This is a genomic window from Rhizobium sp. J15 (assembly GCF_002531825.1).
GTDB lineage: Bacteria > Pseudomonadota > Alphaproteobacteria > Rhizobiales > Rhizobiaceae > Rhizobium.
In genome coordinates, this window is record NZ_NWSX01000080.1 from 1 (window position 1) to 13,315 (window position 13,315).

Below are 13,315 nucleotides of genomic sequence, written 5' to 3' on the forward strand. Positions count from 1 at the left end.
GAAAACTCTAACCAAAATTGGTCCAGTTTGAAGGGTTCAGATCAGCATCAGCCGCAACTTTCTACCAGCGCCGTCGCTTATCCGATCCGACGACCATGTCTATTTTGTGGGGGAGAACGGTGTTGCCGGTGGTCATGTTGGCGATCGGTGCTTGTACGTTCGCAGGCCTGTCCACGTTTCAAAGCATATATGCCGAAACGCGCGGACTCTCACCGAATGTCTTCTTTCTGACATTCACCGTCACGACTGTCACATTGCGATTCTCCGTCGCGGGTATGATCGGTAAGTTGCCGCTTGGGCGCCTAGCACTCACCCTCTTCGTGACGACACTGATTGGGATCGGACTTTTGGTTTTGAACCCGGGAAGCGAGCTGCTGTACGTCGTCGCCACCGTTCTCTTTGCGATAGGCTACGGTCTCACTTATTCGACCTTGAATGCGATGGTGGTGAACCTCGCTGGCGAACGTGGTCTGTCAATCTCAACGGCCTCCCAAGTCTTTACACTCGCTTATTTTCGTGGGTTCGTTCGAATTCCCGTATCTCGGTGGCACATTAATTGCTGTTTATGGCATCGACGTTGCCATGCTCGTGATGGCGGGTCTGGTCGCTCTCAACATCGCAATCGCCAGTCAGACATTGTGGAGGGCGGTGTAGGAGACAGACGTCCTTCGATAATGATTTCCGTATCGCTGCCCACGTGCCCGCCCAACCAAAGGAAGTGTGTTTATGCAAGTGCTGGATCTCATCGGTATAGGCATCGGACCCTTTAATCTTAGTCTTGCAGCACTCGCGTGTCCGACGCCGCTGCGCACTGCCTTTTTCGAAAAGGAAAGCGGCTTCGATTGGCATCCTGGGCTGCTGCTGCCCAACAGTCGCCTGCAGGTATCTCCGCTGAAGGACTGTGTGACACTTGCAGATCCGACCAGTCCGTTTTCGTTTCTCAACTACCTCGCGGTGCATGGACGGCTGTACAGCTTCGTAAACCGGTGCGACGCGACCACGTCGCGAAGAGAGTTCACACAGTATTTCCAATGGGTTGCGCATCAGTTGCCACAACTCCGGTTTGGGGAGGAGGTTACCGACGTAACCAGATTAGACGAGGGTTACCGCGTGACGACGACTCGAGATCACTACCATGCACGCTCAGTTGCGATTGGCGTCGGTGTCGTTGCAACAATTCCCGAATGCGCCAAACCTTGGCTGGGCGAGAAGGTCTACCATGTGGCGAGCTATCTGGATCGGCCACAAATCGACATCGGTGAACGCGTATTAGTCGTTGGTGGGGGGCAGAGCGGTGCGGAGGTTGTTGAACACCTATTGGGCAGTCCGGGTATCGGTAAAATTACATGGGTGACGTCACGCGGGAACCTGTTCACGAGGGATGACAGCTCTTTTATCAACGTGTCATACACGCCGTCTTACAGCCAGCGCTTTCATTCGCTGCCACTTAAAAAACGTCGCACTATTGTCGACGACGAAAAACTCACCAGTGACGGCATTTCAGCAGAATTGAGCAACCGCATTTACGAAACTATCTATCACCGCAGCGCGACTGGCAATATTGACGATGTCATTCAACTGCTACCCGCAGTCGTCATGAAGGAGTTGTCTCCTCATGCGGACGGTTGGCACGCGCTGTTGGCTTCGCACGGCACCTGTCAGCGACCGACTGTAGTGGCTGATCGGGTCGTACTCGCCACCGGTTTCGAGCCTCGCCCGCTAGCGTTTATCGATCGCCTATTGGCTTCCGCTTCTATGGAAGGCGGTCTGCCGGTCGTGAAGGACGATTACTCCGTTCAATTCGAGGACAACGCCCCCGGCCAGGTATATCTGCAAAACCGATCCCCAGTCCAAAGTGGCTTGCAGAGTGTGAATCTATCGCTCGTCGCCTACCGAAACGGTCGCATCATCAATAGCCTGCTTCGGCGTGAATACTATCTGAACGTCCCAGATCGGCCGATCCTTGGGTGCCTAGGTTTACTTCCCGCTCAAGAGACACAAAACGCAAGATAACACTCCAGTGCAGTGCAGCTCGGGGCGCCTGCTCACGACGCAGCTTTACCAGGCGGCTTTAAATCTAAAAAGGAGTTACACATGTTAACCAAAGAACAAAAATCAACATGGGATGACGTTGGATACATTAGGATTGAGTCATTTCTCGATCTAGAAAGCCGAGATAAACTTTCAGCTCTTGTGGCTGATGTTTCGTGCTGGGAGACAAGTGAAGACAAATGGCTGATATGGTTCGAAAAAACAACTGACGGTAGGAGGATCATTTCGAAGGTCGAGAACTTCCTCGAATTTAACGCCCCCCTGCGTGATTTACTGCTGGCTGACCACCGTATCGAGTCGATCGTCGAAGAGTTACTGGGGGAAAATGCCCGCATGCTCAAAGAGTTGCTGATCTTTAAGTACTCCGACAGCGGCGGCTATCGCCCGCATCAGGACATCTACCATATCCCACATAAGCTACCAGACCGGATGGTGCACGCGATTGTTGCAATAGGCATCGACGATTCCGGCCCAGACAACGGAGGGCTTTTCTTCAGCCCCGGGAACCACAAAAAGGGCGTGTTCCCAATGGACGCCGGCGGCGTAATGTACCCCGAGGTCGCGGACAGGCTGGCCTGGGAGCCCGTAACGTGGAAGGCCGGTGACATTTTCATCTTTGACGACTATGCCCCACATTACTCAAAGCCCAACAAAAGTGAAAATTCTCGAAGGGTGATTTATCTCGTGTTCCAGCGTGCCTCAACTGGTGGGCCAACGAGGGCCGAATACAACAAACTGAAACGCGCCTACAACCCTCCCGAGGGCAAGGTCTCCAACATCGACGAGCTCAAGCCGCCGAACGGCATTTTCTATCGCGATTGAAGGCAGAGGACAGAGGCAAACATGTATACGAAACAGATCGACCGCTCAATCATGCGCCAGGAGTATGGCGTTCTGGTGTGCCGGTTACTTGAGCATCTACCGCAGGCAGTCGCAACGGCTTTCGGCACATCGATTGTGGAGGTGGTACCTGGCGATGCGGTCGATCTTCATTCGCACCCAGAGCACGAACTCTGGGTATTGATCTCGGGCAGCGGCGTGTTTCAATCCGATGGAGAAACCTCCGCAGTCAGTGGGGACACGATGGTCTATATAGCGCCGCACCAAAAACACGCGATCAAAAATAGCAGCCCTCAAACCAGCTTAAAGTTCCTTTCGATATGGTGGGATTGAATTGAGAGCAAACCAACATACTTTTTTTGCCTGCTCGGCGCCGCCGTGCCCGAACGGCAAGCTGCATCTTGGGCATATAGGTGGCGTGTACCTTCTCGCCGACGTGTTCGTACGCTACCACCGCATGGTAGGCAACGCGGCCTATCACGTGACAGGTGCGGACGAACATGGCACTTACACGCTGGTGAAAGCCCGAAAGCTTGGCAGGCCGGTTGATGACGTCGCACACATGCACATTGAAGAAATTCTGCAGTGTCTGCGGTCAGTTGATATTGAACCGGACGTATTTGTAAGGACTTCAAGCGAAGACCACAAAGACCGCAGCTTGGCGATCTACGACCAACTAAGAGCGTCCGGCTACGTTGAGCTGCGCGACGGAGAGCAACTGTATTGCGGGACGTGCGAAGAGTTCGCCGCAGACTCACTCGCGGTCGGAGAGTGTCCAGCTTGTAACGCGCCAACAGATAGTAACCTTTGCGAAGATTGCGGCTCGGCGCTGCAACACAATCTACTACGCAACCCGATTCACACGACATGCGGCCAGAGCCTTATCTTGCGCCCGATTCGACAGGTTCATTTTGAGCTTGAAAAATTTGCTCCGGGGCTCGATCACGCCATTGAGGCGAGCGGATGGCCGGAATCCATAAAGCGCAAAGAACTTGACTGGCTACGGTCAAAACTGATGGCATTGCCGATGTCGCGGCATTTCGACCGTGGTGTGACTTTGAACTCCCCGGTGGAGGTGGCAGGCCAAACTTTAATGACTTGGTTTGAAGGATTGTGGTGCTATGAGACAGGAATCGAACGCCTCTGCAAGCAAAATGGCGCAGATCTCGATGACACTATGCGCAACGCGAGCACGAGACTCGTATTCTTCATGGGTCAGGATAACCGGTTTTATTACACGATCGGCGTTACTGCTAGTTTGTTCTCGCGCGGTTATGCGATTCCATACAACCATGCAATTCAGGACTTTTATAAGCTCGAAGGCGCGAAATTTTCTACTAGCCGTGACCACGCTGTGTGGGCTGACGAGGTGGCAGCAGATATCGACACGAACGTGCTGCGCTACTATTTGGCTAGCCTCGCCAAGCCATTTGGCGCAAACGACAACGATTTTCTGATCGAGGGGCTGCTTCAGACCGCGGCTAGAATTCGTGCTTTCGAAACGGCTTTGCGCAAGTACGCCGGATGTAACGAGACGCTGACGGCCGACAAGCTGACAGTCGAGCAGAACCACAATGTTAAACGATATTCCGAAGCGGTGCAGGACTTGCGCGTCTGGGATGCCATGGACGCCATAGACGCCTTTTTCGACGTTGCGTCTTTTTCAAGGGCAGATACCTCAGTCAGCGCAGCGGAAGTTTCCGTATTTCTAAGCCTTCTTAATCCTGTGACCCCGATGCTTGCGGCGCGGTATGGTGCTTTCTTTTTCGGAGCCGGATGGCGGCCGGGGCTCGATGGCGGCACTATCCGGCCAAGCACCGGCTTACGCAAACCGGTTGATTTCCCATTGTTTAGCGACCCGATTCCGGAAGCCTTCATAGAGGCTTATGAAAGACGATTTAGGCAAGTCCGGCCGAATTCTTAGCTTTTAATGACGGCAACCGCTTTGACGATCCCGAGGCGAGTAACGCGGACGCCGACCGGATGACGGCATCTCGATAGCGGAGAACGCAAGGCGGCAGTCGGGCGACCTACTTCGTTCCGAAAGGCCCACGACGGCTTTCTGGCGTGCGACGGCGTCGCGCTTGGCGGCGGGCCTTTCTATTTTTTTAAGGAGCTCGGGAAGTGGGGCCGTATCCAGGATCTGCTCGGCGAGCAGTCTCTTCAGTGTGGCGTTCTCTTCCTCAAGCGCCTTCAGGCGCGTTGATCTTTTCATCACAAATTACTGGCACGCCACCAATATCTTGAACATGCTTCCAAACAGAAGGAGCCCGCCAGTCGATAGCCAGCGTACGGCAAAGCCTCTCCGGTATCGCGATATGATGAACCTACTTCCGCCCATCCGTTCACTAGCATTTCATGTCGCTCGGTGACGCCGCTCCACATCGCCTATTGCTAAGGTGCCATTCGATATTTAAAGTGGATTATCTGCAACTATAACGTCTATCGTAACTATGCGGCCTACTTAATTGATCACCAAACTAACCTAAGCCTTTTTGACGAACCTTCATTGGATCTATGCTGGAAGGTTCTGTACTGGAAAAATCGATTGTTTGGATATAAAATATCCGTTGTTTGGATGTGACTAAAGATGCGTTTCAAGGGCCTTGATCTAAACCTGCTCGTTGCATTGGATGCGCTCACGACCGAGCGCAACCTAACGGCTGCCGCACGTAGTATCAATCTAAGTCAACCAGCAATGAGTGCCGCCATTGGTAGGCTTCGGGACTATTTCCGCGACGAATTGTTTACAATGAATGGTCGAGAACTTCGGCTGACGCCCCGTGCCGAAGGACTTGCCTCGGCAGTGCGTGAAACTCTCTTGCAGGTACAATGCTCAATCATCTCTTGGGAGCCGTTTAACCCGTCGAAGTCTGACAGATGCTTTAGAATAGTTCTGTCCGATTTCATGATGCTGATATACTTCAATAAAATCATTGAGCGAGTTGCTCGAGAAGCGCCCGCAGTCAGCTTTGAGTTGCTGCCTTTGGATAGTGATCCGTACGAGATGCTTAGCCGCGGTGACGTCGACTTCCTCATCGTGCCTGAATTTTTTCTCTCGGGCGCACACCCGAGCGCAAAACTGTTCACAGAGAAGTTTGTATGTGTAGCCTGTTCGACAAATGTGGACCTACCTTCAGCGCTGACGATCGAGCAATATGTCTCCACGGGACACGTCGCTGCCGCGTTTGGGCGCTTTTTGAAGCCATCGGTCGAGGGCTGGTTCTTGCTCGAGAATGGTATTCAGAGGCGGGTGGAGGTCGTCGTGCAAGGGTTTAGCTTAATACCACCAGTCCTGCGTGGCACGAACCGCATAGCTAACCTACCGCTTCGCTTAGTCGAGCATTACGAAAGTACTTTCCCTTTGCGGATCATCAACCTTCCGTTACCGCTCCCCGTCTTCACAGAAGCTGTTCAATGGCCAGCGCTCCATAATGCCGATCCAGGGAGCATCTGGTTCAGGGAGATATTGGTTGAGGAAGCTTCCCGTATGATGTCCTCCAACGCACCTAAAATACATGGGTTGCTACAACAATCCGGTTCCTGACCAAGGTTCCTGCTTGAGTAAGATCCGCCCGAGCCCGAATAAGTTCAACAGCCACCAAAGAGGCTTTTCAAAGGTATCCATCCGGGGAAGGCCGCTGACCTTGCCCCCAAGTTTTATCCAGTTTTGAGTTCGCTCCGACGGTTTTGGGTTGCTGTATTTGCGGCGGTAGCGGCGGGTTGCGGTGCGGAGCAATTGTGGTCCCCCAGCACCCTTCGATTTGCCGCCGAAGGTGCTAGACAGCACGTCGCGCAATCGTCCGAAGGGCGGCCGATCGGCGACGGGCGTAGCGCTCAGCTTCGTCGATAAAATGGCCTGCGGGTCACTCACAGGTGGTGCCGCCTTCAGCTAATCGGCCGCGTCGCGGGTCGTCGCTCCCAATGCAGCCCAGCTTCCTAGGTTTCAGGATGGTCACGGCAATCGCGCTGCCTCCTGAACCATTATATCTCGCATCCAGATATTTGCCGGATCTTTGTCGTGAAGTACCGGCCATTGGACTGCCTCGGTGAATGTCGGCAGCGCTATCGGGGGCGCAGTCATCCGCAATGGTATCGTGTCCTCAAAAAGCCCAACTAGTCGTAACGGAACGGTTGCAATGCGATCGGTGCCCATTAGGGCGGCGGGGATCATGCTAAAGCTTGAAACAACGACTTCGACCCGCCTCTTGAGGCCATGCTCCTGCAAGAAGCAATCTTCTATGGTAGGCTGCTGCGTCCGACCGAACCTAACTACCGCGTGCCCCATTGAAGAATACTCCTCGGCAGTAAGGGCTTCCTCAAGTTGTTTGTTATTACTGCAGCCGACGCAAGTCAGTCGTTCCTGAAATAGATCTATCTTAGGGTGCGCGCTCGACATGAATAGCGGTGGGCTAATAAGGAAGTCTACGTCGCCGCGTCGCAAAAGCTCGTCTGGATTGTCAGTAAGAGGCAGCAAGTCAAAACTAATGCCGGGTGCTTCCCGCGCAAGACGCTCCAGTATCTTCTGAAAAAGAACAACTGTAACGAAATCGCATAAGCTTACTCGGAAATGACGATCTGATTGATCAGGAGTAAATTTATCCCAGGGTATGATATTGAGCCGAATATGCTGTAAAGCCTCACGAATCGCAGGCGCGAGGTCTTCCGCACGCGGAGTTGGAACGAACTCACGACCACGCATCGTAAATAGTTCATCGCGGAAATAGGAGCGGAGCCGGCGGACAGCTGCACTCATTGCGGGCTGGCTCAGATTAATGCTACGTGCCGCCGCAGTAAGGTTGCGCTCAATCATTAGTGCATCGAGCGCGACAAGGAGATTTAGATCGAGGCCCTTAAATCGCATATCTTTTAACTATCCAATAGTGCAGCCCATTCCACAATGGCTGTTCCTACGGCGATGGCTGAATTCGCCTTGACGCTCCTCAATCGATTTGAGGGCGCGGCCACAGAGACTTAATCTCTGTGATCGGAAAGCAACCTGAGGCCAGTCCAGATTAAGCCATAACTCCAGAGTGAACGCTCGTTGCAGTGTAATAGGAAGCCTCCAATGGCAAATCACCAAACGCCAGCTGGCAAAGAAGATAATTAGCACCTGCTTCCTCGACATGATCGAGAAGATCTTGCCTAACTGAAGCAGCAGTACCAACTACGCACAACTGACAGTCTACTGCTGCATCAAAATCCGGCGGGAGGTTCTGAGGAGTCTGTATCCCGTTAATCTCGTACAGAAACCTAAAGCTCCGAAGCCACCGTTGATAAGCCGGGGCCGCGAGCGAAATGGCATGCTTCGTCGTGCTGCCGGCCACCACCATTCGGACCAACCCAAGGAACGGCGCCCGTTTCCTGTCCCCGGCGGTACGTCTCTCGTGTGCTCGGTAGGCATCAGTGATCTGGCGAACAGCAGAAGCAGGGCCCCCGCAGGCAAGATTTGTATCGTTCTCAGCCGCCCAGCGCGCAACCTCAGGACGACTGGTTGTAATCCATGTCGGAGGCTGAGGACGTTGATGTGGCCGCAACATCAACGGGACTTTGTCTAGTTCAAAGTGGTCGCCTTTGTAGGAAAGAGCCTGAGCTCCTTCCTTCATCGCTTGGATGACGATCTCGCTGGCTTCGAGATAGCGCGATGTGGCCACCTCCTCATCAATACCGAAAAAGCTCCATTCGATTGGTAAGGAGCCGCGCCCCATGCCCAACTCGAGCCTGCCACCGCTCAGATGATCCAGCATGCAAATTTCTTCAAACGCACGTAACGGATGATAAAGGTTCAACAGCATAACCAAAGGACCGAGACGAAGATGCTGCGTGCGCTGAGCTACGCTTGCTAGAAATAGATTCGGCGAAGGTCCTCTGCCGTGGGGAGTACAGTGGTGCTCTGCGACGTGATATCCATAAAAGCCAAGGCGATCGCAGACCTCTGCCAACTTCATCCGATCTTCATACTGGCGCCCAATCTCCCTTCCGTCTTCGTCCAAATGGTCGAAGATACCAACCATCAGCTTTGCGGGAAGAGAGTTTGTCATTTAAATGTCTCCAAGTTTGGCGGCGAATTTTCGGTGACCAAGACCGGAGGGTGGCCCCGATGTCTTTCGCCAGGAATCATCGAAAAGCTGCTGGTTCTAAAAAACGATGCTGACGCCGATGAGCTAATCATAATGCTCACGTTGAAATGACATTGAATCATTCGTATTCATGTATGACTTCGCGGTGGGTAACACCCCATCTCGCATACCCACAGCTCCATTCACTTTTGAGAAGCCAAGGATTGGCAAGATCGGATAGTGGTTGTTCAGCTTTTGTGGCGACCCAAATGTGTTAAAGCTGGTATTCGGTTTAATGCGACGAGGCTCCTGCAGTAGGCGAAGAAAGGACCCAGAGCTATGTCTCGGCGCTTGATTGGCAGACGAGAGCGCCTTCTGCAGTTCCACGTTGGCCATGTTCGTCTCCATTTACCGGCCAGGTCTGTGACCTTGCCCTCGGCTGCTCTCGGTGGAGCAACATCATGGGGTCCCCAATTCATAATCGAGGTGTTTAATAACATCCCATGGCTTCGTAAAATTGATTGTTTGTATGGCATTGATCCACCAGGTGAATAACCAGGAATCTTCACCGTCAAAGGGTTGCTGATCGAACTAGCATACGGTCGACCCAGGCGAGATCACGGCCCCTTCCGAAGGTGGAAGGATCAGGAGCCAGTGCGGTTTTGGCCGCAGCGCAACAGCGCCGATACCAGAAATAGATGTGACGCAGTTGGCTTCCGCGTCTTTCGTGCACGCTGTTGTATGTCCTTAACATTCCCCATCTTAACTTCATAGGATCACAGGTTTTACGATAGGGAAATTGCTCTCAACCCTTCAAACTGGACCAATTTTGGTTAGAGTTTTCCGGTGCATTTTCCTGGCTGGGAAAAGGAACGGAACACGATGAAGGCATCGCAGTTTTCGGACGCTCAGAAGGCGTTCATTTTGAAGCAGGGTGATGAGGGCGTCTCGATCGCGGAGATTTGTCGCAAGGCGGGGATCAGTCAGACGACTTACTTCAACTGGAAGAAAAAGTACGCCGGCATGTTGCCGCCAGAGATGAAGAGGCGCAAGCAGCTTGAGGACGGGAATTCGCGATTGAAGAAGATCGTCGCGGATCTGACGTTGGACCGTGAGATGCTGCAGGACGCCATCCGCCGAAAGCTCTAAGGCCTGAGGGGTAGCGGGAGGTGGTGTCATGTGCCGCGATTGGGCGATCTCGATCCGGCGTGCCTGTGGCGCGTTGAACTTCGATCGGTCGACCGATCACTACATCTCTCGCCGCGCCGAGGCCGGTCTAGACCTGTGAGCGCGGGTGCGCTACGGCTATCGTCGCGTGCATGTGCTTTTGGAACGCGAGGGTTGGGGCACCAACATCAAGCGAACCTATCGCATTTACAGGGACTTGGGACTGCAGCTGCGGAATAAGACTCGGAAGCGCCGTGTTAAGGCGAAACTTCGCGAGGATCGGCAAATGGCTGTCGGACCAAATGACGTGTGGGCGATGGACTTCGTGCACGACCAGCTCGCAACCGGAAAGAAACTGCGGGTCCTGACGGTGGTCGCCACCTTCTCACGCTATGTTCCCGCGCTTGATCCGCCTCACAGCTATCGAGGTGAAGATGTCGTGCAGACGTTGGGACGGGTGTGACGATTTTCGTTATAGTGCGCACTATGAGTCCGATTACGCAACATACGTATTGAACCCTCATTCTCTAATCGAGGCGCCGTTACGTGGAACCGCATTTCCTTTCCCGAAGAAATAACCTACCTCACGGCATCTCTATGAAAGGTGACGAGGCGTTAGGTTTGACTGGCCCGTCCACGCGTCTGTAACGGCTGCCCGATCTTCCAAAGCATGCTTGTGTCGATCTCAAGCTCGACTCCAACCTTGCCCGCACCTGTGACTACGGTAGGATAAGAAAAAAGGGCGGTGTCGATCAGTACAGCGATCTTCTGGAGACCGAATGGTGATACGCTTCCTGACGGGTAGCCGAAGAGATCGAGTACCTGTTCTTTCTGAGCAAGCTCGGCTCGTTTCCATCCATACGTGCCAGCAACCGCTTTCATGTCAATCTTTGAAGGTGATGGCAGCAAAACGGCACAAAGGTGGCGCGCAGGATGAGACCGGCGCATCACATCGTTCGCTTTCTGCTCGGCAATAATCATCGTCTTTGCAACGCGCCCCACGGGAACGCCGATAGCGGAGGCTAAATCGGAAGGAGATGTAATAGGGGTGGCGAACTCACTATAGCGCCACAATCGTACCGTCGACGCTCCGATCTGGTGCAGTTCAGCAAGTACGTTCGGATGAACGTCCAACATAGTCGTTTCCTTCCGGTTCACCTGGTAGGACGATCGAGGATAGCTGTTTCAGCGACTGCGAGTACAGCCCTCTTGCGAGTAAGTTTCAGGCGGTTCGCTCCAAAAGCTGCCTAATGCGGCGGCGACCCTCGTTCCCAAAAATACTGAAGTAAGCCTCCAGGCACTTATCGCTATCGAGCATGAAAGGAGCATCATATTTGGTGATATGCCGAATAGCCAAGGCTGGAACCGTTGTGTCGAGCGGTCGAAACATCCTGTTGTGCAAACCGGGCTCCGGGCAACCTGGATAAAATTCACCGATCATGAAACCTTCCTGAATGAAGTCGGGCTTCAGCCGTTTTTGCAGTTGACCAATCCTGATAATCTCTCCTTCATCCTGTATTCCAGGAAGGGCAATGATAATGGCCTTATAGATCCAGTCGCCCGTTCGATCGTTGAAGGACTTTACGGGTTTCATCTGGCTGAAGACGGCGAGCATACGCGCCAAATCGTTTTCGATTTCGTCAACTGCAACAGCTTGCGACGCGGCAACCCGTAAAAGCCCCTTCGTCAGAGCCTCGGGAACGAAAGGGCAAACGCTCCCGTCCCGACCTAAATGAGGATGTGGATTGGAGAGGAATTCTGAGGCATACCGAGCAAATTTCTGAAGAGCTGCGTTTGCATACTCATCATAGGCGTTGTATCCCGCATCAATATTCTTTTCCAGAATTTCGCCCACTGTCATCAATGGACCAATCGTCCCGAAAGGTTGGCTGTAATCTTTCCAAATTTCTTTATTCATTTCGGATCCCTGGTTCGAAAAGCCACGTGCAAAACGGAAGGTCGGGCTCTTGCATGCCAGCTCGGGCGGCGGGCGAGCTGGTCGGGGGCCAATCAAGAGACCGACCTTCCATCGGAAGCGAAGCTCCCGAATTTTTGGTAGCACTCGTAGTTACACTTGTGTAACTGTTTTTTTAAATGGATGTGAAAACAAGAGCGGGGGCTCGTGCACGATGAAGGTTAGTCTCAGGACCGCCCGCAAATTCTTATATTCGTCGTAGTTATGAAGACATACATATGATAAATGTCGCCGCGATGGGATCCGGTAACAGGCTTTGGGTGAAAACAGAACGACCCATTGCGCAGAGGCGTGGCCGTGGCGAAGACAACACGAAGAGAAATATATACGCCAGAACAGATCGACGTCGGCGTAAAGCATAAGCTTGAGAAAATTGACTCGTTTTTGTCAGATCTCGTTAGCGAAAATTCCGAAGAAAAACTATTCCTGAGGAATATTCTTGGATTGATGCTTAAAGTATATCATATGGACGCCAATAACAAACCCATGACGAAGATGCAGGCGTGTCGCTATCTGCCTTTCAAAAACCAGACTGTTTGCCAAAAGTATGTCGAGGCAGCGCATTTGCGTGGGTTCATCGACATCACTCGGGATAAAACGGACAAACGGCGTCTGATTGTTGTTCCAAAGGAGCCGTTGGTTGTCTATGTCAATGAATATATAGCTGACTTCCTTGATGACTGCCGTAGAGCGATTGACAGTGCCGCTCAAGTAGCTACGCTTCCTGAGGAAGGGATGGCAACGGCAGGTTCTTCATCTATTGATAAATCGCCAGCGTCTTCTGGGGCACCTGTGGGTTCCTCTCAAAAGAGAGTCGATCGAAAAGCCAGGAAATTTTAGCGAGTTTTATTGTGGGAAAGCAAAAGTAAGAAGCCGGTCTCGCGCGCGTTTATCCTTTCATCAATCAAATGTTTCCTCCGTAAACAAGCTTCATCGAGGTAACCCGCTTCGCTTAACCGGCCTGACGGCCGGTGCAGGCGCTGCTAGGGGGAGCGGCTGTATCGTCGTTTCGGCCAAGAAACTGCGCGGGAAGTTCGGCGGCATCCTCAGCCTTATCACCTTGGCATTTACGCTATCTTTTTAGGCGAGGCGGAAACCGCTGACGCGGTCCTCCATCTCTTGGTCGAGACAGTGTGACCTGCCACTGAATTTTCATCCGGCGTCTGACCTGCCACTGAGAATTTCTGAACCGCTCCCAAACGTTGGACCACCGGATGCTAGA

General features: G+C 52.9%; 11 protein-coding genes and 2 pseudogenes. 7 read left to right on the plus strand and 6 right to left on the minus strand.

From position 1 onward, the window contains the following. The first annotated feature begins 726 nt into the window (after positions 1 to 726). The 4 genes from CO670_RS31765 (at position 727) to CO670_RS31780 (ending at position 4,816) form a co-directional block, all read left to right on the plus strand. Positions 727 to 2,013 (plus strand): SidA/IucD/PvdA family monooxygenase, encoded by a 1,287-nt coding sequence (locus tag CO670_RS31765; protein WP_010009012.1) that lies wholly within the window; start codon positions 727 to 729, stop codon positions 2,011 to 2,013. Positions 2,014 to 2,094: 81 nt separating this feature from the next. After that, positions 2,095 to 2,874 (plus strand): phytanoyl-CoA dioxygenase family protein, encoded by a 780-nt coding sequence (locus CO670_RS31770; protein ID WP_010018321.1) that lies wholly within the window; start codon positions 2,095 to 2,097, stop codon positions 2,872 to 2,874. Between the two features lie 21 nt (positions 2,875 to 2,895). Continuing rightward, a complete protein-coding gene (locus tag CO670_RS31775; protein WP_004677772.1) occupies positions 2,896 to 3,225 on the plus strand; it encodes a cupin domain-containing protein in 330 nt (109 codons plus the stop codon). Between the two features lies 1 nt (position 3,226). Then, the gene (locus CO670_RS31780) at positions 3,227 to 4,816 is read left to right on the plus strand and encodes a class I tRNA ligase family protein (protein WP_080712033.1); all 1,590 of its coding nucleotides are present in this window, start codon (positions 3,227 to 3,229) and stop codon (positions 4,814 to 4,816) included. 144 nt (positions 4,817 to 4,960) lie between these two features. On the opposite strand, the pseudogene CO670_RS31785 reads toward CO670_RS31780, so the two are convergent. Continuing rightward, positions 4,961 to 5,098, minus strand: a pseudogene (locus tag CO670_RS31785) (IS3 family transposase); the annotation flags it as partial. A 384-nt stretch (positions 5,099 to 5,482) separates the two neighbouring features. On the opposite strand from CO670_RS31785, the gene nodD2 reads away from it, so the two are divergent. After that, positions 5,483 to 6,439 carry a transcriptional regulator NodD2 gene (gene nodD2 / locus CO670_RS31790; RefSeq protein ID WP_004677768.1) on the plus strand — a complete coding sequence of 319 codons (957 nt, stop codon included), beginning with the start codon at positions 5,483 to 5,485 and terminating at the stop codon, positions 6,437 to 6,439. On the opposite strand, the gene CO670_RS33195 is transcribed toward nodD2, so the two are convergent. The 3 genes from CO670_RS33195 to CO670_RS31805 all read right to left on the minus strand — a co-directional run bounded on the left by CO670_RS33195 (position 6,419) and on the right by CO670_RS31805 (position 8,933). Then, positions 6,419 to 6,766 (minus strand): hypothetical protein, encoded by a 348-nt coding sequence (locus tag CO670_RS33195; RefSeq protein ID WP_012489591.1) that lies wholly within the window; start codon positions 6,764 to 6,766, stop codon positions 6,419 to 6,421. The two genes, nodD2 and CO670_RS33195, sit on opposite strands and share 21 nt — an antisense overlap. An 81-nt stretch (positions 6,767 to 6,847) precedes the next feature. Next, entirely contained in the window at positions 6,848 to 7,756 is a 909-nt protein-coding gene (gene nodD3 / locus CO670_RS31800) for a transcriptional regulator NodD3 (RefSeq protein ID WP_004677763.1), read from the minus strand. Between the two features lie 151 nt (positions 7,757 to 7,907). Further along, the gene (locus CO670_RS31805) at positions 7,908 to 8,933 is read right to left on the minus strand and encodes an LLM class flavin-dependent oxidoreductase (RefSeq protein WP_012489592.1); all 1,026 of its coding nucleotides are present in this window, start codon (positions 8,931 to 8,933) and stop codon (positions 7,908 to 7,910) included. 900 nt (positions 8,934 to 9,833) lie between these two features. Here CO670_RS31805 and CO670_RS31810 point away from each other — a divergent pair. Further along, positions 9,834 to 10,578, plus strand: a pseudogene (locus tag CO670_RS31810) (transposase); the annotation flags it as partial. Positions 10,579 to 10,733: 155 nt separating this feature from the next. Here CO670_RS31810 and CO670_RS31815 read toward each other — a convergent pair. Both CO670_RS31815 and CO670_RS31820 read right to left on the minus strand, forming a co-directional pair. Then, positions 10,734 to 11,255, minus strand: a complete 522-nt coding sequence (locus CO670_RS31815) for a YbaK/EbsC family protein (protein WP_004677747.1) — start codon at positions 11,253 to 11,255, stop codon at positions 10,734 to 10,736. 85 nt (positions 11,256 to 11,340) lie between these two features. Beyond that, a complete protein-coding gene (locus tag CO670_RS31820; protein ID WP_004677746.1) occupies positions 11,341 to 12,036 on the minus strand; it encodes a DUF6875 domain-containing protein in 696 nt (231 codons plus the stop codon). A gap of 354 nt (positions 12,037 to 12,390) precedes the next feature. Here CO670_RS31820 and CO670_RS33200 point away from each other — a divergent pair, with 354 nt between their 5' ends. Further along, the gene (locus tag CO670_RS33200; RefSeq protein WP_176539071.1) at positions 12,391 to 12,933 is read left to right on the plus strand and encodes a hypothetical protein; all 543 of its coding nucleotides are present in this window, start codon (positions 12,391 to 12,393) and stop codon (positions 12,931 to 12,933) included. Positions 12,934 to 13,315 lie beyond the last annotated feature (382 nt).

Bases quoted from the DNA above. Each gene is read 5' to 3' on its own strand.
- CO670_RS31765 (WP_010009012.1), top strand. From the start codon at position 727: ATGCAAGTGCTGGATCTCATCGGTATAGGCATCGGACCCTTTAATCTT.
- CO670_RS31770 (WP_010018321.1), top strand. From the start codon at position 2,095: ATGTTAACCAAAGAACAAAAATCAACATGGGATGACGTTGGATACATT.
- CO670_RS31775 (WP_004677772.1), top strand. From the start codon at position 2,896: ATGTATACGAAACAGATCGACCGCTCAATCATGCGCCAGGAGTATGGC.
- nodD2 (WP_004677768.1), top strand. From the start codon at position 5,483: ATGCGTTTCAAGGGCCTTGATCTAAACCTGCTCGTTGCATTGGATGCG.
- nodD3 (WP_004677763.1), bottom strand. From the start codon at position 7,756: ATGCGATTTAAGGGCCTCGATCTAAATCTCCTTGTCGCGCTCGATGCA.
- CO670_RS31805 (WP_012489592.1), bottom strand. From the start codon at position 8,933: ATGACAAACTCTCTTCCCGCAAAGCTGATGGTTGGTATCTTCGACCAT.
- CO670_RS31815 (WP_004677747.1), bottom strand. From the start codon at position 11,255: ATGTTGGACGTTCATCCGAACGTACTTGCTGAACTGCACCAGATCGGA.
- CO670_RS31820 (WP_004677746.1), bottom strand. From the start codon at position 12,036: ATGAATAAAGAAATTTGGAAAGATTACAGCCAACCTTTCGGGACGATT.